A 19218-nucleotide genomic window follows, 5' to 3' on the forward strand; every position below is an offset into this window, starting at 1 on the left:
GGCGCCACGTCGACAAAGTGCGCGCGCAAGCCAATACAGCCCCGCTTCAGAATGCCACACGAGCCCGCCGTTGCGGGCCAATCAAGGGGTAGCTCAGCCCTGAAACACTCGTATCAATCCCATGCGGGCGAAAGGCCCGCGGGGTCGGTCAGCCGCTCGCCGCGGTCGAGTGCCGCAATCTGCGCCATCTCGGCATCCTCCAGCCGCAACTGCTGCGCCTTCAGGTTGCTCTCGAGGTTGGCGCGTCGGGTCGATGACGGAATGACCGCGTAGCCCAGCTGCATGGCCCACGCCAGCACCACCTGCGCGGTGGTTGCGTTGTGCGCCTTCGCAATCGCCTCGATCACCGGGTCGGCCAGCACCTTGCCGTAGGCCAGCGTCATGTAAGAGGTGATGTGAATGCCCTGGCTCTTCGCAAACTCTGCCACCTTGCGGTTCTGCAGGTAGGGGTGCAGCTCGATCTGGTTGGTGGCAATGTTCTGCGCGCCCACTGCCGCAATAGCCTCCTTCATCAGCGCGATGTTGAAGTTGGAAATGCCGATCTGCCGCGTGAGCCCCTGCGCCCTGGCGTCGGCCAGCGCGCCCATGAACTCCGCCACCGGCACCGCGTTGCCGGGCGAGGGCCAATGGATGAGCGTCAGGTCGACATGGTCTGTGCGCAGCCTGGCAAGGCTTTCTTTCAGGCTGGGCACCAGCTTGTCTTTTGCGTAGTTGTCCGTCCAGATCTTGGTCGTGATGAAGAGCTTGCCGCGCGGCACGCCGCTTTCGGCGATGGCCTGGCCCACCTCGGCCTCGTTGCCGTAGATCTGCGCCGTGTCGATCAGTCGGTAGCCCAGGTCGAGCCCGTTCTTCACCGAGTCGATCACCACTTGGCCCTTCAGGCGAAAGGTGCCAAGGCCGAAGGCGGGAATGGTGTTGTCGGTTGTCATGATGTTGTTTGTCCTTGTGCGTTTTAAAAAAGAGAAAGAAGAGGGCCGCTCAGTGCCCTACCGGCACCGGGCCCGAAGCCCGCACCGGAATGCCGGCACGTCGGTCGAGTGCTCCGCTCCACTGCGTGAGCGCCAGCGACACCAGCACCACCAGCGCGCCAATCCACGGCGTGTGCATCAAGCCAAGGTGCGTCACGATCAGTCCGCCCACCCACGCTGCGAGCGCAATGCCCAGGTTGAACGCCGCAATGTTCAGGCCCGAGGCCACGTCGACCGCCTGCGGCGTAAAGCGCTCGGCCTGCTTCACCACATACACCTGCAGCCCCGGCACGTTGCCGAAGGCCACCGCGCCCCACATCAGCACCGCCACCAGCGCCAGCCACTTGTGCGGCGCTGCAAAGTTGAACACCAGCAGCACCGCGGCCAACAGCGCAAAGATGATCTTCAGCGCCGGAATCGGCCCCATGCGGTCGGCCAGCCTGCCGCCCCAGATGTTGCCCACCGCCACCGACACACCGTACACCAGCATGACCCAGCCCACAGCGCCCGCGCTGAAGCCCGACACCTCCGTGAGGATGGGCGCCAGAAACGTGAACGGAATGAACGAGCCGCCGTAGCCGATGGCCGTCTTGGCATACACCAGCAACAGCCGCGGCTCTGCCAGCACCTTGGCCTGCTGCGCCAGCGAGGCCGGTGGTGTGTGGCGGATGTTGCTGGGAACAAAAAACCAGCTGCCGATGAACGCGATAACCCCTAGCGCAGACACTGCCAGAAAAGTCTCGCGCCAGCCGAAGTGCTGCCCGATGAACGTGCCCAGCGGCACGCCCGTAACCAGCGCCACCGTGAGCCCGGTGAACATGATGGCAATGGCGCTCGCGGCCTTTTCCTTAGGCACCAGGCCCGTGGCAATGGTCGAGCCAACCGAGAAGAACACCCCGTGCGCCAGCCCTGTGAGCACGCGGGCGGCAATCAGCGATTCGTAACTCGGCGCCTGCCACGCCAGCAAGTTGCCGAGCGTGAACAGCGTCATCAGCCCGAGCAGCAGCGCCTTGCGCGGCAGCTTGCCCGTGAGCGCGGTGAGCACCGGCGCGCCGATGGCGACGCCCAGCGCATAAAGGCTGACCAGCAGGCCGGCGGAGGGAAGGCCGATGCCGAGATCAGCAGCGACAGTTGGGATGAGGCCAACGATGACGAACTCGGTCGTCCCGATGGCGAAGGCGCTGAGGGTCAGCGCGAGTAGGGCGATTGGCATGAGGCACTCCTGAATGGGTTAGGAGGAGTGTCTTGGGATTACCTTTGCGGATAAATGGGGGTTGGGGCAGAAGATAGTTGCTAGCAAGTCAATAGTCGACCGCACTGCAAGCGGTGTGGAGCATGACTTCGTAAGCACACATCGGTCAGTGAGAGGAATGGCTTGCCTCCCCTAAGGACGAACATATCGCAAACCTAGTGGTGATTTGTCAACTCTCTTGTCATACTCCGTTCGGCATTTAAATTCTCTTAGGGGGAGATGTATGGCAACTGTAGTCACAGTCATGAATATGAAGGGTGGCGTCGGCAAAACAACCGTGGCAATGCATATTGCCGGGGCAAGTGCAGCTTATAAATTTGGGGCGACAACGCCGCGGCGTGTTCTTGTTATTGATTACGACCCGCAGTTCAATCTGTCACAAGCTCTCTTGCCCGCAAGGAAATACTTCGCTCTTGAGGCCGAGCGGAAAACAGTGCTTTCGGTATTGACTGATGCGCAAGAGGAGCTCAATCCATATGAATTGGCGGTTCCTGGAAATGAAAGACCTCCAACGGTTACATCGCTAGCAGCCAGAGTACTCAGTTATGGATCGATCGGACACTTGGATATTGTTCCTTCGACACTGGATTTAATGTATGTAGCCCTAGGTGATCACGAGCACAGTGCGAAACCTATGGAGAATAGGTTCAAAAAATTTATTGCTGAATGTCGGACTTGCTATGATCTGATTTTAATCGATTGCCATCCAGCGGGTTCAATCTTTACAAAAACATCGCTGCGAAATTCTGATCATGTACTAATTCCGGTTTTGCCGCAAAAATATGCAGTGCGAGGGGTTGGGCTCATGGCTGCATTTATAGATGCAAAAAAACAAGGTGCGAGTGGCCCCAAACCTCATATTTTGTTTAATCGGGTGCCTCGAAAGGGAGTTTCTCGAGAAGAACGAAGTATCCGCGCAGAGGCTAAGTTTTCCTCGCTTTGTCTTGCGCATACGTTAAAAAAATATAGTGCTTTTACCGAGCCGGAAAATGGTTCTGGATTTGTTTGGGAGAGCAGTAAGCCATATAGCACAGAGGCTTTTAATAATCTAACCGCAGTGACCAAGGAGTTTTTAATTCGTATAGGGGTGGCCAATCCATGAATGAGAGAAAAAAGCGTTGCTGCGCACAATGTGTGTTGCAATCTTTGGTAATTTCAGCGATGCTGAAATTAAAAAAATAGCAAGAGAACTGAAATCGGATTTTTCCTTCACAGAAGACCTGCATTCGATCTTAATGCGCACCCTTGTCGCTTGGGACGAGGGGCATGGTGAAGCTAAGCACTCTCCAATGCCGATGCATAGCGAGATGTCAGTTGTCGATGAGTTGTATCGAGGAGTGCAGCAAAGAAAGATCTCCAGATTGAGGCTGATCGACATCCTTCATAACCTCGGCTTCTTTTTCGACGACGCTGCGATGGACGAAAATCTAACAATACGTCAAATATTGGAGTCATTTTTCTTGGATTCCACTGTGCGCCAAATGGAAGAGTTTAAGGCAAGAATTGGAATTTCTTCTGACCCCTATCTAAAAGGTATTGTCGATTCGAAGAGAGGAAAAAAATGACAGTTCTGCAGCTTAAAAAAGCGCTAAGTTCTGTCGATTGGAATGCCGGTGTTCTGAATTTTTCTAACGATGCGAATACCATGGAAAAATTCGATAAAGGGTGCGCGCGCATCGCCGAATGGGTGAGAGGTCTAGCGTCCGCAGATGCCGGAAATCCTGCACTTGCGTTCCTATGGTCGGCTCAGACAGCAGCTAACACCGCAGTGGTCTCGTCTTCGCTTTCTCTTTACCACGCCGCAGCAGCCTCAATACGAAACGTCGTGGAGAACGGGTTGTACTACTCGTATTTTCGATCTCATCCCGCGGAATTGGCGACTTTGGTGAGGGATAAGTCGTTTTATATTTCGAAGGCCGATGTAATTGCGTTTTATAGGTTGCACATTCCTGAGTTCAAGTCAATACAAGAAAAACTTGGTCTCCAGAGTCGACTTGAAAACTGGTATAGCGATATATCTGCAATTGTTCACGGGCAATTGCCAGGCGTATGGGTGCATCATGTGGCAATCAAGGACATAAATCCAAATCAGGCTACTCAGGGGAGGTGCTGAAGCAATTTCAGACTGCCGAGCAGATTTTGCACGATATCTTGCTGGCAACAGTAGCGCAAGAAATGTGGGATAAATTCACTGCTTCTACGAAGCGGGCGCTATTGAGCGGAATGAGTGGAGATTTGAAAACAATCTTGAAATTAGACAGGGCATAATGAGAAAGCGCTGCAAGGTTAAAATTCTATTTCAAAAATAGGAATATTGGCGATATTTTATTTCTTTTTGTGAATTGAGTTTTTTATTTGAGGCGTGACAAGTTCGGGGTTGATGTCGGACTGTCTTGGATATACTTCGGAGTCGCGCAAAAAAGCGCGATCGGGTTTGGAAGCCCGTTGAACCCTCTGCGACGAAAGCCGCAGTTACCGCACGTGGTCTGCGGCCTTTTCGTTCGTGCGCCATTTATGGCGGCTCGGACGGGAGGGCGCGAGCCCTGCCGGCTTTCGCAAGAGGGTTCCCGGTCTTCCAACCCGTTCGAGCTGCCGCCACCGTTTGGAAGCGGGTGCGTCGGCTGTAGCAAACAGAACCCGACTGGAGGCCTCTATGGCTGAATCTGAAGCTGCCCTAGGGCGATCTAGCGCCCCTTTCACCGCTCCTGAGCCAACATCATCCAGCCTCGACGACTTCGCTCTGCAAGCTTGCGACGACGCCCAGGCCCTAAACCACGTAGTGCGCGCCTACACGGCGCTCGAAAAGCTCATCGACACCAGCGCCCTGAGTGACTGCGAAGTACTCACCCCAAGCCGTACCGAACTGAGCGCCTTGCTGCGCCTGCTCAACGACGCCCTGCTGGTCCGCATCAACACCGTCAACGCCGCCACTGGCGTGGTTCACGAAGCGCTTCAACGGAACACTACCGGCGCCATGTAGCGCCAGCTTTTTCCCCACAACACAGCCGATGCCCGTTTCACCCGTTGCCGATGGCAAATCTGAAAGCGTTTCCGCCACTTGGGCACGCCTCCGGAACATGGTCGCGGCGCGAGCCTCTTCAGACGGCCGCACCGACGCCCTCTACCCCGGGCTGCGCTACTACCGTTTCTCCCACCCCATCCGCTACGAGAAAACCCAACGCCTCACACCCGGCGTCGTGGTCGTCTTGCAAGGCCGCAAGACCGCGCACCTTGGTAATAGCGACCGTCGCTCGCTCGACTACGGCGCCACCCAATGCCTGGTGCTCGGCGCCGAGGTCGCGTGCCTGGGCACGGTCGTCGGGGCGAGCGCCGAAGAGCCGTACCTCGCCATTCACCTCGACCTGCCGCCCGACGTGCTGGTCAAGTCTTTCGTCGCGCTGGCAGAGAGCGGCACGCTCGCGGCCGAGCCGGCCAGGGTGACCGAGAACTTCACGGCGCCGGTAGTGCCGGAGGTGGTCGAGGCCTTCGCGCGCTTGCTGCTGGCGGCGGACGACCCGGTGGACCGCCGCACGCTCGCGCCGCTGGCGGTCGAAGAGATCGTGCTGCGGCTGCTGCGCTCCGAAGCGGCGGCGGCCATTCGCAGCGCGAGCGCCGTCACCAAGGCGGGCGCACGCATACAGGCGGCCATCGCCTTCATGCGCCGCCACTTGGGCCGGCCGCTGTCGGTGGCCGAAATTGCCAGCCACGTGCACATGAGCCCTTCGCACTTTGCGCACAGCTTCCGCGAGGTGGCCGGGGTCACGCCGATGCGCTGCATTCGCGACCTGCGGCTGGAAGAGGCGCGCATGCTGATGCTGGGCACCGGGCTGCGCCCCGGCGATGCGGCCGCGAAGGTGGGCTTCGAGAGCGCCGCGCATTTCAACCGCGCGTTCCGCAGACGGTTCGAGGCGACGCCCGCGGAATACGTGCGGCGCGTGCAGTCGGGTTGAAGGGACGGTGGCTGCGGCAGTTCGCAGCCATGGTCAATGTGTTCGCAGCTTTGCGTCTTGGCGCGGGGAAGGGCGCTGGCTAACCTGCCTGCTTCCTTTTTCTTTTGTTGAAAGCAGCGCGAAATTTCATGGACCCGATCAACGTCATCATCACTTTCGAAGCCAAGCCAGAGGGCGCTTCTGCATTCGCCGAGCTCATGAACCAGGTCAAGCAGTCGTTGCCGTCGGCCGATGGCTGCCGGGGCGTGCGGCTGTTCGGGCACGGCGACAACGCCTGCGCGTTCACACTGGTCGAATCATGGGAGTCAAAGCGCCACCATCAGGCGCATATCGATCGTGCGGTGGCGTCGGGCGCCTGGAGTGCGCTGGAGGCGCAGCTGGCTTGTGCGCCTGTGAGCCGCTATTGCATGGAGCTTTGATCGACGGTCCGGCGGCGCGCCGTCAGCGGCGGCTTAATCTGGCAAGAGGTGTGAGGCCATTGCCGACGCAACGACTGCAACGGCGCCCCCGGCCTACACTCCCCACGCATGACCGCCACCGTCGCTTGCATCCACGTTGCCTTGGCTGCGCTGCTTCTCGCAGCGGCCTATGCCCGTGTGGCCGCAAAGAAGGTGCGTCGTCAGCTGACGCCCGCACATTCCTAAGCCCGGCGGTCCGCTCTTCCCCTTTCAGCGCAACCATCCACCGCCGGGCACAAAGCCTCGCGCGGTAGCGGTCGCCGTCCCCATCGGACGGCGCTCGCATTCGATGGAGTGCGTCAATGCATGCAACGATTCACGGCGAGCGCATGCTCACCGACCTTGACTTCGCCCGCCTGAGCAAACTGCTCGGGCGCGAGCTTCCGCCAAGCCTGGCAGACCTGTTGGCAATTGCCGAAGTAACGAGCTCGCGCGCGGCGCCACCCGATGTGGTGACGATGTACTCGCGAGTGGAACTCGTCGACCTGCACACCGCGCGGCGTCAAACGCTCACTGTGTGCTACCCGGGCGATGCCGATGCGGGGGCCGGTTTCATCTCGGTGCTCTCTCCGGTCGGCGGCAGCCTGCTGGGCCTGAAGGTCGGCGACATTGCGAAATGGCTGACGCCGAAGGGCGACAGCTGCGCTGCTGAAGTCGCGGCGATTCTCTTCCAGCCAGAGGCCGCTGGCGACTACCAGCGATAGACGCCCGGCTCGAGGTGGAGCTCCCGCGCGGGCGCCGAGTGCGCGCTGGCGCGCCGCAAACGCCAGGCCGCCCTTACGGCAACCCTACGCCCGAAACCAGATCTTGAGTGTTACGTAGGCTGCATAGCCCAGGCCAAGGACCATCCACGCAAGGAAGAACATGTTGGCCCAGTAGTCGCCAGTATTCGCCGCCAGGGTGTAGACCTGCATCCTGCACGCCTTGCCGACGCATGGCACCTCACCTCGAACGAGCGCGCGCAAAAACTCGAACAGGAAGTAGCAGACTCCGGCAGCAGTCATGAGCAATCCCACCGGCCCTACAAGGCCTTCGGTGCGCTCGCCCTTTTCATTCCAACGCTCTTTTTGAAGCAAGTTTTGCCCGTACTTGTACCAGGCAAATCCGAGCAGGAGCATCAGCGAGTAGTAAATGGCGGTACGCATGTCATCGAGCCGTCGTGCTGTTGGGGGAAGAGCGTTCGACAAGATGGTATCCGAGCAGTGAAACGGCGGCCGATTTCGAAGCGCTCGCCCGTTCGGGCAAATGTGGATCGGATGCGCGGCGGGCTTCAACCAGGGGAGTGCGGAATGTCGGGACTGAGGCACCACTCGAAAAAGCGGTCGAGTTCGTTCGATTTGTCGAACAGTGCATCGGCGCCCAACTCCAGGCTCCGGCGCCGCATTTCTTCGGTCGGATAGTTCGTCAACACAACCATCCTCTGATGCGATGCGCGTTCCTTGCAAGCTCGCAATACCGTGAGACCCGAGCCTTCGCGCAAGAAAAGATCGACCACAGCCAAGTCCCAGGCATTGCCCAGATTCTTGAGAACGGTGACAGCCTCGCTTGCCGTCTCAGCCAGGGCAACAACTTCCGCATTGGCGAGGTCAGCTAACGCCGGGATCAGAGCCTCTCTGATGGTGGTGCTGTCCTCGATGAGAACTGTCTGGAGCGGCATGGCGGTTGGAGCGTCGTTGCTCAATCCCACTTGTTGCAACAGGTTGCGGACTGTGAATGTTTATACGTACTGGTGGGTTGATGATGTAGGTCAAAAGCTTGATCTTGCAGAAGCGACCGAGTCGTTGCTACATGCCGACTAACATCGGATTTCAAAGTGAAAGGTGTGCCATGACCCGCCCATCCCCCGACGAGAAAGACCCTGCCGATCTGGCCAAGGCGCTTGAAGAGAACAAGCATGCGGCTGAGACGGTCCAGGAAGTTGCCGAGGATCTATCGGTCGTCCATACGGTGCTGGACAGTGAAGTGCCGAAAGAGACGCTGCACCCCGACGTCGGCCAGGCGATCGAGCAAACAGACCAGCTCAAAGACAAGCTCAGGTCGGCCGAGGAAAAGCTGAAGACAGTGAACGAGACGCTTGAACAGCAGGTCGCCTCGAAAGACTCTTGAGGTGACCATGGGAGAAACTCTTGAGCATCGGCTCTACTGGAAGAATTTCCGAAGTGAACTCATGCGTATTCACGCTGCACCGCATGCGAGAGCACCAGCGGATCGGCCAGCAGCGAGGCCGCCAGAAAGGTCGGCCGTAGGTTGATCGACGCGAGTTCCGCGAGGGCGAACCAGCGGAACTCCAGCTTCAAGTGGCTCTCGATGCCGTGGTGGGTTCGTTCCTTGTCGAGCACGCTGGAGCACGGATCGAGTGCAACGCGAAAATAGAAGCCGATCTCGTGGTTGCGCTGGCCCGCAAGGTCGAAGAAATTCTCGGCGACATGCACAAGAGGGCCGCATTCGACCGCCTCGCCGAGTTCTTCCCTCATCTCGCGCACAACCGTCGCCGACGCGGCTTCGCCGACCTCGACGCGGCCGCCCGGCAGCGCCCAGTACGCATCGCCCGGCGCACGATGCACGAGCAGGTGACCGGCATCGAGCACGATGGCCGCGGCACGGACCTGGAAGCGCTGGCCGTGAAGATGAACTGAAATCATGGGGGCTGCCTGTCGTTTGCAGTGGGACTCGCGCAAGTTTGCACCATCGAGCAGCGCAGCCCCCAGCGCCCGCCCGCTAGTCCGAATGCGGCCAAGAGCGCGCGTTGCTCCGCTCACTGCGGCCGGCAGTCATAGTGCAACGCCACCGTGTCCGACCCTGGCAGGCGATTCTGGCTCAACAGCTTCCAGTTCTGCGCCAGGCCGGGCTCGAAGGTGGGGACACCCTCACCCAGCAACACGCTACCCACCAGCAAATGCAGCTCGTCGACCAGCCGCCGTGCCAGAAGGTCGTTGTAGAGCACGTGGCTGCCGTAGATCAGCAGGTCGGGGCCGGGCGCGGCTTTGAGTTGGCCGATGCGGGCCGGTGCTTGGGCTCGGCTGACCACTTCGGTGTCGGCCCAGGGTGAGTCGGGGCGCACGACCAGGCGGTCGCTGACAAGCACTTTGCGTGCTGCCCCCACACGCTCGGCAATCTCGCGCTGCACCGGTTCACTGCCAGGGCCGCGGTCGACGTTGGGCCAATAGGCCTCGAACATAGGGAAGGTGGTCGCGCCGAAGAGCAGCGTGCCGGCGAGGCGCATGCAGTCGAGGTTGTGGGCACTGAAGGCGGCATCCATCGGCAGGCTGGCGAGCGCGCCGCCCGGGCCGGCGCAGTAGCCGTCCAGTGAACTGAGGATGCTGACGATGAGCTTGGCCATGAAAAGGTCTCCTTGAGTTGTGCCACGCCGCCGGCCCTTCCGGGGCGTGTCATCTACTTGGAGACAGGGCGAGGGCCAAACTCATCGGCCCCGGCAGCCGCATCAGCAGATAAGAAGTTCGTCGGGCATGCCGAAGCGCCGGCAGACTGCCGGGTCGATGAAGCTGTCGATGGATTCGATCAACCCACCGCGCAGGCGCAGCAGCACCACGCCGCCTGGCGTAAACCGCTCGGCACCGGCGTGCTGCATGTAGCAGGCAAAGCCGGGTTGGCCATTGGCGCGCAGGGGCTGCAAACGCCAAGGCGTCTGGAACACGCGCTCGGCGAAGAACATCATCGCGAAGCGGCGGCCGCTGAACCAGGCGGGCAGCGGCGGCATGGTGAATCGCGCGTCCTCGGCCAGCAGGCTGGCCAGGGCTGCGACGTCGCGGCTCTCCCAGGCGCTGACGAAGCGCTGCAGCAGACTATGGACGCCTTGCGCCCCGAGTGCCTCCACGTCGGCCGCCGGTGCGCGCTCCTTCACCGTCTTCTGCGCGCGCTGCAGCGCGCTGTTGACCGACGCCACCGAGGTGCCGAGCATCTCGGCCGCTTCGGCTGCCGAATACTCCAGCACCTCGCGCAGCAGCAGCACGGCGCGCTGCGTGCCGGGCAGGTGCTGCAGCGCGGCCACGAATGCGAGAGCGACCGACTCGCGCCCTTGCAGCGTGATGGCCGGATCTTCATGATTGCCGATCCACTCGGCATCGGGCAAGGGCTCCAACCACACCGGCCCGGCCACCGGCTCGCCCAGTTCGGCCGTGGCCTGCAGCGGCGCACCATGGTCCGGCGATGTCATGCGGCGGGGGCGCTGCGAGATCATGCGCAGGCATGCGTGGGTGGCAATGCGGTAAAGCCAGGTGCCGAGCGCGCTGCGCGACTCGAAGCCGGCCAGGCCACGCCAGGCGGCAAGCAGGGTCTCTTGAAGCGCGTCGTCTGCATCGAACGGAGAGCCCAACATTCGATAGCAGTGAGCGTGAAGCTGGCGGCGATGGGGCGCCACCAGTTGGTCGAAAGCAGCGGTGTCGCCGGCACGGGCACGCGTCAGGCACTCGGCTTGGGCAGCAAGGTCGGGCGCAGGGGGCATGGCGCATTCTGGCGCAACCGACGGCAATCGCTGCGTAGTCGCCCCGCGGGCAAACGCCCGAAATGAACCGCATTGCCCCCTTGTTTGCCCACTGCCGCGACGAGGCCCCCAGGAAAATCGAACCTCCATTCGTTCCCGAAAATTCCATGAGAGACCTGAAGATCGGCACCCGTCTAGGGATGGGCTTCACGCTACTGCTGCTGCTCCTGCTTGCCATCGGCGCGATCGGCCTGCAACAAATGGCCAGGCTCGCCGATGAGATCCGGGTCGTCAACGAGGTGGCCGGCGGCAAGCTTTATGCGCTCAACCGAATTCGATTTGCAATCGGCACACGGGCGATCGCGGCGCGCAATCTGGCGCTGGTGAGCGATGCGCAGCTGCAGAAGAAGGACCTGGAACTCGTGAAGTCCTCCCAGTCCGAGATCGACGAGGGCATGAAGACCTTGGGCGCCATATTGAAAGACCCCCACTCGGCCGCGGTGGAAGAAGAGCAGCGCCTGCTCGCGCAGCTGCAGGCGCTCGAGGCACAGTACCTGGTGATCGCGGGCAAGGTCGTGTCGCTCGCGACCGGCGGCAAGACCGAGGACGCCGTGCGCGCGCTCACGCAGGAATGCATGCCGCTCCTGACGCAGGTGATCGCTCATGTCGGCACCTTCGAGAAGGTGCTCAAGGAAGGCGCGGATCGCACCGCGGCCGAGGCCGCGCAGGCCTACCAGACCGCCCGCTGGCTGATGCTGCTGCTCAGTGGTCTCTCTCTGGCGCTGGGCATCACCGCTGCGCTGTGGCTCACGCGTTCGATCACGCGTCCGCTCAACGAGGCGGTGCGCGTGGCGCAGTCGGTCGCCGCCGGCAACCTTGCCACCCAGGTGATGCCCGCCGGCCGCGACGAAGCCGGCCTGTTGATGCGGGCGTTGCACGAGATGAACACCAGCCTCGTCCGGCTGGTCAGCGAGGTGCACCGCGGCGTGGCGAACATCGGCGAAGCCTCGGCCCAGATCTCGGCCGGCAACCGCGACCTGTCGTCGCGCACCGAGCACCAGGCGAGTTCGCTCGAGGAGACGGCGGCGTCTATGGAAGAGCTCACCTCCACCGTCAAGCAGAACGCCGCGAACGCGCGGCAGGCCAACCAGCTCGCGGTCTCCGCATCGTCGGTGGCGGCCGAGGGCGGAACGATCGTCGGGCAGGTGATCGACACCATGGCGGCCATCAATGGCTCGTCGAAGAAGATCGTCGACATCATCGGCGTGATCGACGGCATCGCCTTCCAGACCAACATCCTCGCGCTGAACGCAGCGGTCGAGGCGGCACGGGCCGGCGAGCAGGGCCGCGGCTTTGCCGTGGTGGCCTCGGAGGTGCGCAGCCTGGCGCAGCGCTCGGCCGCGGCGGCCAAGGAGATCAAGGATTTGATCGGCGATTCGGTAGGCCGCGTCGAAGCCGGCAGCGAACTGGTGGACCAGGCCGGCCGCACCATGCGCGAGATCGTTGCCAGCGTGCAGCGCGTCACCGAGATCATGGGCGAGATCACGGTCGCGAGCCGGGAGCAGACCGACGGCATCGAGCAAGTGAACCAGGCCATCGCACAGATCGACCAGGGCACGCAGCAGAATGCCGCGCTGGTGCAGCAGGCGGGCACTGCCGCCGGATCGCTGCAGGCGCAGGCCGGCAGCCTCTCGCAGGCGGTCAGCGCGTTCCGGCTCTGACGCGACGCGGCTTTGCAACGCGCCCGTCGCCGCCACGTAGGAACACCCGCACCCGTCATGGGGGTGACAGAAGATCTCGCTTCTCGAACGGCTGGAGTGGGCCCCTTTGCGCCGATCGGCCGTGAGGCTACAGTCGGCCAAGATCGGACATCTGGACTTAAGTCAGAATTCGCTCCAACTGGTGATCACCACAGCAGAGAAGGCCGAACGTCATGAGCGATTCCGTTGTCTTGTATCGCCCGACCGGGCCAGAGGAACTCGCCCTTGTTCGGGAGAGTGGATTTACCAAGTGGCCGCCCCGCCTGCCGGAGCAACCCATTTTTTACCCGGTGACCAACGAGCAGTACGCCGTTGACATTGCCAGTGACTGGAACGTCAAAGCCAGTGGGTATGGCTGTGTCACACGGTTCCACGTCCGAAAGGAGTTCATGGACCGTTACGAGATTCAGAAGGTCGGAGGCGTGAACCACACTGAATGGTGGATTCCCGCGGAAGAACTCGAGGAACTCAACGAAAACATCGTCGGACTGATCGAGGTAATTCGAGAATTCAAAGCCTGATGTGCAGGCAGGTCTCGGCCACAACCGGACCTTCGCTACGGTCGCCGAATGAATTCTTGCCATCCATGAACATCCAGGAAGCGCGCCCCTCCGATGCCCCAATAGTTGCCTCTATCCTGCAAGAGGCAGCCGAGTGGCTCGCTGGCGGCGGTAGGCCACTTTGGTCGGCAGCGGAAATTGACCGCGAACGCGTTCAGAAAGATGTGAACGACGGCCTTTTCCACATTGCCCGTCAGGACGGGCAACTGATTGGCGTCATGAAGTTCGAGTTGGAGGACGCCTATTTTTGGCCGGAGGTTCTGCCGGGCACCTCGGCATTCGTCCACAAGCTCGCCGTGCGCCGGGCGTGGGCGAAGAAGGGCGTCTCGACGGCACTGTTGTCATATGCTCGAAGTCGGGCCCAGCAGCTTGGACGTGCTCACCTTCGCCTAGATTGCGTCGCCGATCGCCAAGGGCTCCGGAACCTTTATGAAGGCTTCGGCTTCGCCCTACACAGCGTCGTTCAGATAGGGGCCTTCTCGTATGCGCGGTATGAACTACCGACTGCAACCACTAGGGACTAAAGAGGGTTCGACCGGCTACAGCCGCCCAATAGCCATCGTTCAGCCACTGGTCTAAGCCATGGAAGCCACATGCGATTGTCCGATGTTCAAGCGCTAGAGCACCTCGCGGCGCGAATCACCTCCGGAGAACTGGTTGGCGAGGACGCCTTGGCAGCGCTACGGCCGTATTCAGAAGCAGAGGCTGCAGCCGTCAATGTCATTCACCTTCTTTATCACTTCGTCTCTGATGCAGACATACGAGCGCTTGAGCCTGAGTACGAGCGTAAGCAGACGCAGCGCCTGAAAGCGATTCTGGCCTCTTTGCAGCATGACGCCACGTGAGCCAGTCGTGCTCCGGTGCATAGTCCCTAAGGGCAAAATGCGGCCAGAACCAGCCGGTCGCGATCGTCAGCTTTTTCTGCGGGCTGTCTGACGCCCAATCACCAGATGCGATTCGCGCGAGCGGAGTGGCAACAACACGAGCCTTGCAAGCGGCAGCACTGGTCATGCCGTTGCAGCGCCCACTCCTCGCTTGGCGTAACGTCCCGGCGGAATGCCAACGTGCCGTGTGAATGCAACGCCGAACGTGCTTACCGAGCTGTAGCCGACGCGCTCCGCGATTTCCGAGATCGCGATTTCGCGTTGCCGAAGCAGCTGCTTCGCGAGCGCCATGCGCCAAGCCAGCAAGTATTCCATCGGTGCCATGCCAACAGCCCCGCTGAAGCGTTCGAAGAATGCCGAGCGCGACATCGCGGCCTCGCGCGCCAGCTGTGCAACCGTCCATGGATCTGATGGCCGCTGGTGCATCAGCCGAAGCGCCAGCGCCAGCCTGGTATCGGACAGGCCCCGCACGAGACTGGAGGATGTCGATGAGCTAGCTGTCGAGCGCAGCGCTTCGATCAGGAGCACCTCCAGCAGTCGCGCCATCACGATCTCGCGCGCGGGCCGATCGTTGCGGGATTCGTCGCCCACCAACTGCACCAGCGTCGACAGGCGGTGCTCGCCCTGGATATGCACCCAGTTCGGCAGCAACGACACCAGAATCGCAGCGTCCGGCGATCCGAAAATGCAATTGCCCACGAGCATGCGGGTGTCGACGGGTCCATCCGGATCGCCGACCCGCGCGCCGCCGGGCATTGCGACGATCGCCGTATCAACGGCTTCGTCGTCGCCCGGCGGCTGCCGGTCGAGGCTCGACGTTGCAAAGGAACGCGCAGAGGGGAGCAGCGCGAAGTCGCCTTCATTTAGCGTGATGGTGTCGCTGTGCGTTGCGCTGTCGATGCGCAGGAGGCAACTTCCCTGCAACAAGACGAAGTAGAAGGGGCGGCCGGTCTCGGTACGGCGCACCGCCCACGGCGCTGACGCGACCACGAGCTTGGAGAACGGCGCGCCCGGCTGCAGCAACGACACGACTTCGGCCAGGGGATCGGTCATGTGGACTCTCTCGACAAAAACTTGGACCTACAAATGTAGCCAGTCCGGCTTTGGACTTCTATCGTGACGACATCACCTCAAAGGAGTTTGTTGATGTCTCTCACTTCCACTGTCCTCATCACTGGGTGCTCGTCCGGCTTTGGCCTCGAGACCGCCCACCTCTTCCTCGAAAGAGGCTGGCGCGTCATCGCGACGATGCGCACGCCCCGCGAAGACGCATTGCCGTCCTCCGATCGGCTACGCGTGCTCGCGCTCGATGTGACCGATGCCGAAAGCGTCCGCCATTGCGTGGAGCAGGCCGGGTCAATCGATGCGTTGGTCAACAACGCCGGCATCGGCCTGCTGGCCCCGTTGGAAGGCATCGCGATGACTAGCGTGCGCGAGGTCTTCGAGACCAATGTCCTCGGCACGATTGCGATGACCCGGGCCGTGGTGCCACAACTGCGCGAGCGGCGAGCGGGCGTTGTCGTCAACGTAACATCGAGCGTGACGCTCAAGCCGCTGCCGCTGTTGTCGGTGTATACCGGGAGCAAGGCGGCGGTGAACGCATTTACCGAATCGCTCGACTTGGAGCTGGCGTCGTTCGGCGCGCGCGCGGCTGGTACTGCCAGGTCGAGCGCCGGGCACGAGCTTTGGCGACAACGCCCGCCGCCTCGTAAGCGGCAGCGCGCATGCGGCCTATGCCGACTTCACGCAGCGTGTGTTCGCCGCTGTGCGCGACACCGATTCGCCGGTCACGCACTCGAAGGATGTGGCTGAGGCCGTGTGGCGGGCGGTGACCGACCCTGCCGCGCCGATGCGGATTCCGGCAGGTGTGGACGCGATCGCACTGTTAGACGCATGAGCGTCGAGGACGCTATATCGAAAGGACCGTGCGCAGGACGAATGGCCGCTTCCCGCCGCGGACTTCGACGTTCTGAACGTCGCTTCAGGGCCCCAAGCCGACCTTCCATTTGCTCCAAAGCGGCCGTCCATTCAAAGAGCCGTAAGCGCGCGACAACAGTGCGGTGCTCGCCTGCCAACTCGGGTCAGCGGTGCTACTCACCCCTCAACGCAGCGCTAGCTCAAGAAATTCCAGGCGGTCCTGCCCCCAGAATAGTTCGCCATCGAGCACATAGGAGGGCGAGCCGAAGACGCCCGCCGCGACGGCGGCATCGGTGTTGCGTACATAGGCTGCCTGGACGGCAGCCGTCTCGGCCAAACGCAGCAGCGTGTCGGCGTCCAGGCCGTGTAAAAGAAGGATCGCCCGCAGCGTCGATGCGTCGGAAATGTCCTGTTCATCGCACCATTCGGCCGCCAGAATTGCCTTGTAGAGCGGGGCCACATGCACTCCCGCCGCGTCGGCTGCGATGACCACGCGTGACGCAAGGCCGGCATCCGGGCACATGAACCGGGGCGTCGGATTGACATGGATGCCGAGGCGCTTGCACCATCGCTTCAACTCGGCAATGCGATAGGCCTGCCGCTCGGGCGCACGTTTCGGCAAGATCACGCCCCCGGTGCGCGCGTAAACGGCGGGAAGATCGACAGGCAGGTAGCGGATCGAGACGCCGTGCCGCGCCGCCAGGTCCTCGAGCCGGTCCGCACCCAGGTAGGCCCAGTCCGAGTTCATCCAGAAGTAATAGTCGATCGTTCGCGGCATCTTCAGGGCGCCTTCGCCAGGAGCGGGGATGCAGCAAGCACCTTGAAGCGCTGGTCGCCGTGCATCTTCCACGCGCTGAAGCAAGCCACGGCCCCGAGTGCGCTCAGGTACCAGATCACGTACTGCGGATCTCCATTTCCCTTGCTCAGCAGCCAGGTCGCGACGATCGGCGCGAGGCCGCCGCCGATGGCGCCGGATACCTGCACCGCCAGCGAAATGCCGGTGTAGCGCACTTCCGCGGGAAATTGGCTGGAGAACAGGCTGCCTTCAGGCCCGTAGAGCGAGGCATACACCAGACCCACGGCAAGGATCAGCGCGGCGTTGATCCAGAAGCCCTCGCGTGTATGAAGGAACGAGAAGAACAGCGGCGCACATGCGAGGATGCCCACGGTGCCGATCATGAACACCCATTTCTGGCCGATCCTGTCGCCCAGCCATCCGAAGAAGGGCATCGTGAGCAACGCGGCGGTGGCGCCCCAGATGATTGCATCGAGCATGGTGCTGCGCGGAATGCCGAGAGTGCCTGTGGAATAGGCAAGCGCGAATGTCACCGTGGTGTAGAACCAGGTCACCTCGGCCAGGCGGGCACCCACGACGACCAGCGTTTCGCGCGGGTATTTCTTCAGCACCTCGACCACGGGCACCCGCACTTTCTTGCCCACCTGCTCGATGTCCTGGAAGTCGGGCGACTCGGCCACCTTCGCGCGGATGAACCAACCCACGAGCAGCAGCACGACGCTGGCCAGGAACGGAATGCGCCAGCCCCAGGACAGCATGTCCGCTTCCGGCAGCTTGGCAACCGCGCCCATCGCCAGGGAAGACAGGATGAGGCCGGGTGCCACGCCGACTTGCGGCAGGCTTCCGAAGAATCCCTTCTTGCCTTCGGGCGCGTGTTCGACCGCCATCAGCACCGCACCGCCCCATTCGCCGCCCACCGCCACGCCCTGCAGGAAGCGCATGCACACCAGCAGCACTGCGCCCCAGTAGCCAATCTGCTCGTAGGACGGGATCAGGCCGATCAGGATCGTGGGCACGCCCATGAGCATCAGGGTGATGAGCAGCATCGACTTGCGTCCGACCTTGTCGCCGAAGTGCCCGAACACGATTCCGCCGAGCGGCCGCGCGAAGAAACCGACGGAATAGGTCGCAAAGGCCGCCATGGTGCCGACGATCGGATCGAAGGCCGGAAAGAAGATCTTGTTGAAGATCAATGCGGCGGCCGTTCCGTAGAGGAAGAAGTCGTACCACTCGATGGTGGTCCCCATCATGCTTGCGAGACCGGCCGTCACATAGCGACGCTTGGCGTCGGTTTTCTCGCTTGCACCGCTGTCAGTGTGTGTGTTCATGGTGTCACCAGGTAGTGTTGCGAATGCGTGTGGGATTCAGGAGGCTGCATGGCCTGTGCGCAGTGCCGTGGTCTGGCGACACCAGTAGTTGAACGTCGCGTTGACGATCGACGGCTTCAGCAGATAGTCGTGCGCCTCTCGCGCCAGCGCGTCGTCAACGGGCGTGAGCACCCCGAAGGCAGCCTGCGCCCGAAGCTGCATACGGGCAGCACGCTCCAGGTAGACGGCAAGGTAGGTAGCCTCTTCGATGGTGTGGCCGGCCGTCAGGTAGCCGTGATGAGCGAGCACTATTGCCCGCTTGCTGCCGAGCGCTTCGGAGATGATCACGCCCTCCTGGTCGGCAATGGGCACACCCGGCCACTCGGCAAGGAACGCACAGTCTTCGTGAAGCGGAGTCATGTCCATCTGCGAGATGACGAGCGGCTGACGCGCCGCCGCCAACGCCGACGCCCAGGGCGAATGGGTGTGGATGATCGACTGCACGTCGGGGCGGGCGCGGTACACCCAGAGGTGGAATCTGGTCGCCGGATTGGCCATGCCCGTGCCGCTCAAGGTGTTCAGGTCCTGGTCGACTTCGATGAAGTCGCTTGGCGTGGCCTCGTCGAAACCGAGGCCGAAACGCAGGGTCCAGTAGGCGCCTGGACGCTCCGAGCGGGCGCTGATCTGGCCGGCAAGGCCGGCCTCCTGTCCCGTCATCGCAAGGATCCGGCAGGCAAGGGCCAGCGTCTCCCACATGTCGCGCGGTGTGTCCTTCAGGTGTTGCGCCATCTCGCGCGTCGCGCGCTCGTCAAAATACTCCTTGGTTCGCAGGTCGTCTTTCATGCATGCCGTCCGTGGTTTGGGTTTGCGGCTGCATGAGCACCCCACGCACGTCCGCTGCCGTGGGAAGTATCGAGACAGCGGC

The 19218-nt window shown here is 61.8% G+C and carries 23 protein-coding genes and 1 pseudogene; 13 read left to right on the forward strand and 11 right to left on the reverse strand.

The features are described 5' to 3' along the window. Positions 1-113: 113 nt before the first annotated feature. Together dkgB and M0765_RS12755 are read right to left on the reverse strand one after the other, a co-directional pair. Entirely contained in the window at positions 114-929 is an 816-nt protein-coding gene (dkgB, locus tag M0765_RS12750) for a 2,5-didehydrogluconate reductase DkgB (protein ID WP_258504000.1), read from the reverse strand. A gap of 49 nt (positions 930-978) precedes the next feature. Further along, the gene (locus M0765_RS12755) at positions 979-2181 is read right to left on the reverse strand and encodes an MFS transporter (protein ID WP_258504001.1); all 1203 of its coding nucleotides are present in this window, start codon (positions 2179-2181) and stop codon (positions 979-981) included. A 262-nt stretch (positions 2182-2443) separates the two neighbouring features. On the opposite strand from M0765_RS12755, the gene M0765_RS12760 reads away from it, so the two are divergent. From M0765_RS12760 to M0765_RS12790, 7 genes are all read left to right on the forward strand, one after another. Then, entirely contained in the window at positions 2444-3322 is an 879-nt protein-coding gene (locus M0765_RS12760; RefSeq protein WP_258504002.1) for a ParA family protein, read from the forward strand. Between the two features lie 16 nt (positions 3323-3338). After that, complete coding sequence (locus tag M0765_RS12765) at positions 3339-3785, forward strand: hypothetical protein (protein WP_258504003.1); 447 nt, start codon at positions 3339-3341, stop codon at positions 3783-3785. Next, entirely contained in the window at positions 3782-4333 is a 552-nt protein-coding gene (locus M0765_RS12770; protein ID WP_258504004.1) for a hypothetical protein, read from the forward strand. The genes M0765_RS12765 and M0765_RS12770 overlap by 4 nt, the downstream gene beginning before the upstream one ends. 540 nt (positions 4334-4873) lie before the next feature. Continuing rightward, positions 4874-5200 carry a hypothetical protein gene (locus M0765_RS12775; protein WP_258504005.1) on the forward strand — a complete coding sequence of 109 codons (327 nt, stop codon included), beginning with the start codon at positions 4874-4876 and terminating at the stop codon, positions 5198-5200. Between the two features lie 28 nt (positions 5201-5228). After that, positions 5229-6170: an AraC family transcriptional regulator gene (locus M0765_RS12780; RefSeq protein WP_258504006.1), complete on the forward strand. Its 942-nt coding sequence runs from the start codon at positions 5229-5231 to the stop codon at positions 6168-6170. A 128-nt stretch (positions 6171-6298) separates the two neighbouring features. Continuing rightward, complete coding sequence (locus M0765_RS12785) at positions 6299-6589, forward strand: putative quinol monooxygenase (protein ID WP_258504007.1); 291 nt, start codon at positions 6299-6301, stop codon at positions 6587-6589. Positions 6590-6930: 341 nt separating this feature from the next. Beyond that, positions 6931-7332, forward strand: a complete 402-nt coding sequence (locus M0765_RS12790) for a GreA/GreB family elongation factor (protein WP_258504008.1) — start codon at positions 6931-6933, stop codon at positions 7330-7332. 84 nt (positions 7333-7416) lie between these two features. Here the strand turns inward: M0765_RS12790 and M0765_RS12795 are convergent, their stop codons facing one another. Continuing rightward, positions 7417-7773 carry a hypothetical protein gene (locus tag M0765_RS12795; RefSeq protein ID WP_258504009.1) on the reverse strand — a complete coding sequence of 119 codons (357 nt, stop codon included), beginning with the start codon at positions 7771-7773 and terminating at the stop codon, positions 7417-7419. Positions 7774-7898: 125 nt separating this feature from the next. Beyond that, the gene (locus tag M0765_RS12800) at positions 7899-8309 is read right to left on the reverse strand and encodes a response regulator (protein WP_342456006.1); all 411 of its coding nucleotides are present in this window, start codon (positions 8307-8309) and stop codon (positions 7899-7901) included. A 146-nt stretch (positions 8310-8455) separates the two neighbouring features. On the opposite strand from M0765_RS12800, the gene M0765_RS12805 reads away from it, so the two are divergent. Continuing rightward, positions 8456-8734: a hypothetical protein gene (locus M0765_RS12805; RefSeq protein WP_258504010.1), complete on the forward strand. Its 279-nt coding sequence runs from the start codon at positions 8456-8458 to the stop codon at positions 8732-8734. Between the two features lie 59 nt (positions 8735-8793). On the opposite strand, the gene M0765_RS12810 is transcribed toward M0765_RS12805, so the two are convergent. The 3 genes from M0765_RS12810 to M0765_RS12820 all read right to left on the reverse strand — a co-directional run bounded on the left by M0765_RS12810 (position 8794) and on the right by M0765_RS12820 (position 11090). Then, positions 8794-9270, reverse strand: a complete 477-nt coding sequence (locus M0765_RS12810; protein WP_258504011.1) for an NUDIX hydrolase — start codon at positions 9268-9270, stop codon at positions 8794-8796. Positions 9271-9383: 113 nt separating this feature from the next. Next, positions 9384-9968, reverse strand: a complete 585-nt coding sequence (locus tag M0765_RS12815; protein WP_258504012.1) for a dihydrofolate reductase family protein — start codon at positions 9966-9968, stop codon at positions 9384-9386. 102 nt (positions 9969-10070) lie between these two features. Next, a complete protein-coding gene (locus M0765_RS12820) occupies positions 10071-11090 on the reverse strand; it encodes an RNA polymerase subunit sigma-70 (RefSeq protein WP_258504013.1) in 1020 nt (339 codons plus the stop codon). A 146-nt stretch (positions 11091-11236) separates the two neighbouring features. On the opposite strand from M0765_RS12820, the gene M0765_RS12825 reads away from it, so the two are divergent. From M0765_RS12825 to M0765_RS12840, 4 genes are all read left to right on the forward strand, one after another. Next, entirely contained in the window at positions 11237-12790 is a 1554-nt protein-coding gene (locus M0765_RS12825) for a methyl-accepting chemotaxis protein (protein ID WP_258504014.1), read from the forward strand. A gap of 212 nt (positions 12791-13002) precedes the next feature. Then, positions 13003-13350 carry a hypothetical protein gene (locus M0765_RS12830; protein ID WP_258504015.1) on the forward strand — a complete coding sequence of 116 codons (348 nt, stop codon included), beginning with the start codon at positions 13003-13005 and terminating at the stop codon, positions 13348-13350. Positions 13351-13415: 65 nt separating this feature from the next. Next, entirely contained in the window at positions 13416-13913 is a 498-nt protein-coding gene (locus tag M0765_RS12835; protein WP_258504016.1) for a GNAT family N-acetyltransferase, read from the forward strand. A 69-nt stretch (positions 13914-13982) separates the two neighbouring features. After that, entirely contained in the window at positions 13983-14234 is a 252-nt protein-coding gene (locus tag M0765_RS12840) for a hypothetical protein (RefSeq protein WP_258504017.1), read from the forward strand. 162 nt (positions 14235-14396) lie between these two features. On the opposite strand, the gene M0765_RS12845 is transcribed toward M0765_RS12840, so the two are convergent. Continuing rightward, positions 14397-15326, reverse strand: coding sequence for an AraC family transcriptional regulator (locus M0765_RS12845; RefSeq protein ID WP_258504018.1), 930 nt, complete (start codon positions 15324-15326; stop codon positions 14397-14399). 93 nt (positions 15327-15419) lie between these two features. Here M0765_RS12845 and M0765_RS12850 point away from each other — a divergent pair. Continuing rightward, positions 15420-16170 (forward strand): annotated as a pseudogene (locus tag M0765_RS12850) (SDR family NAD(P)-dependent oxidoreductase). Between the two features lie 204 nt (positions 16171-16374). Here M0765_RS12850 and M0765_RS12855 read toward each other — a convergent pair. From M0765_RS12855 to M0765_RS12865, 3 genes are read right to left on the reverse strand one after another with little or no spacing between them, the layout of a single operon-like run. Beyond that, the gene (locus M0765_RS12855; protein ID WP_258504019.1) at positions 16375-16968 is read right to left on the reverse strand and encodes a 2-hydroxychromene-2-carboxylate isomerase; all 594 of its coding nucleotides are present in this window, start codon (positions 16966-16968) and stop codon (positions 16375-16377) included. Between the two features lie 2 nt (positions 16969-16970). Further along, entirely contained in the window at positions 16971-18314 is a 1344-nt protein-coding gene (locus M0765_RS12860; RefSeq protein ID WP_258504020.1) for an MFS transporter, read from the reverse strand. Positions 18315-18350: 36 nt separating this feature from the next. After that, positions 18351-19136, reverse strand: coding sequence for an aldolase (locus tag M0765_RS12865; protein WP_258504021.1), 786 nt, complete (start codon positions 19134-19136; stop codon positions 18351-18353). Between the last annotated feature and the right edge of the window lie 82 nt (positions 19137-19218).

This window comes from Variovorax sp. S12S4 (genome assembly GCF_023195515.1).
Taxonomy (GTDB): domain Bacteria; phylum Pseudomonadota; class Gammaproteobacteria; order Burkholderiales; family Burkholderiaceae_C; genus Variovorax.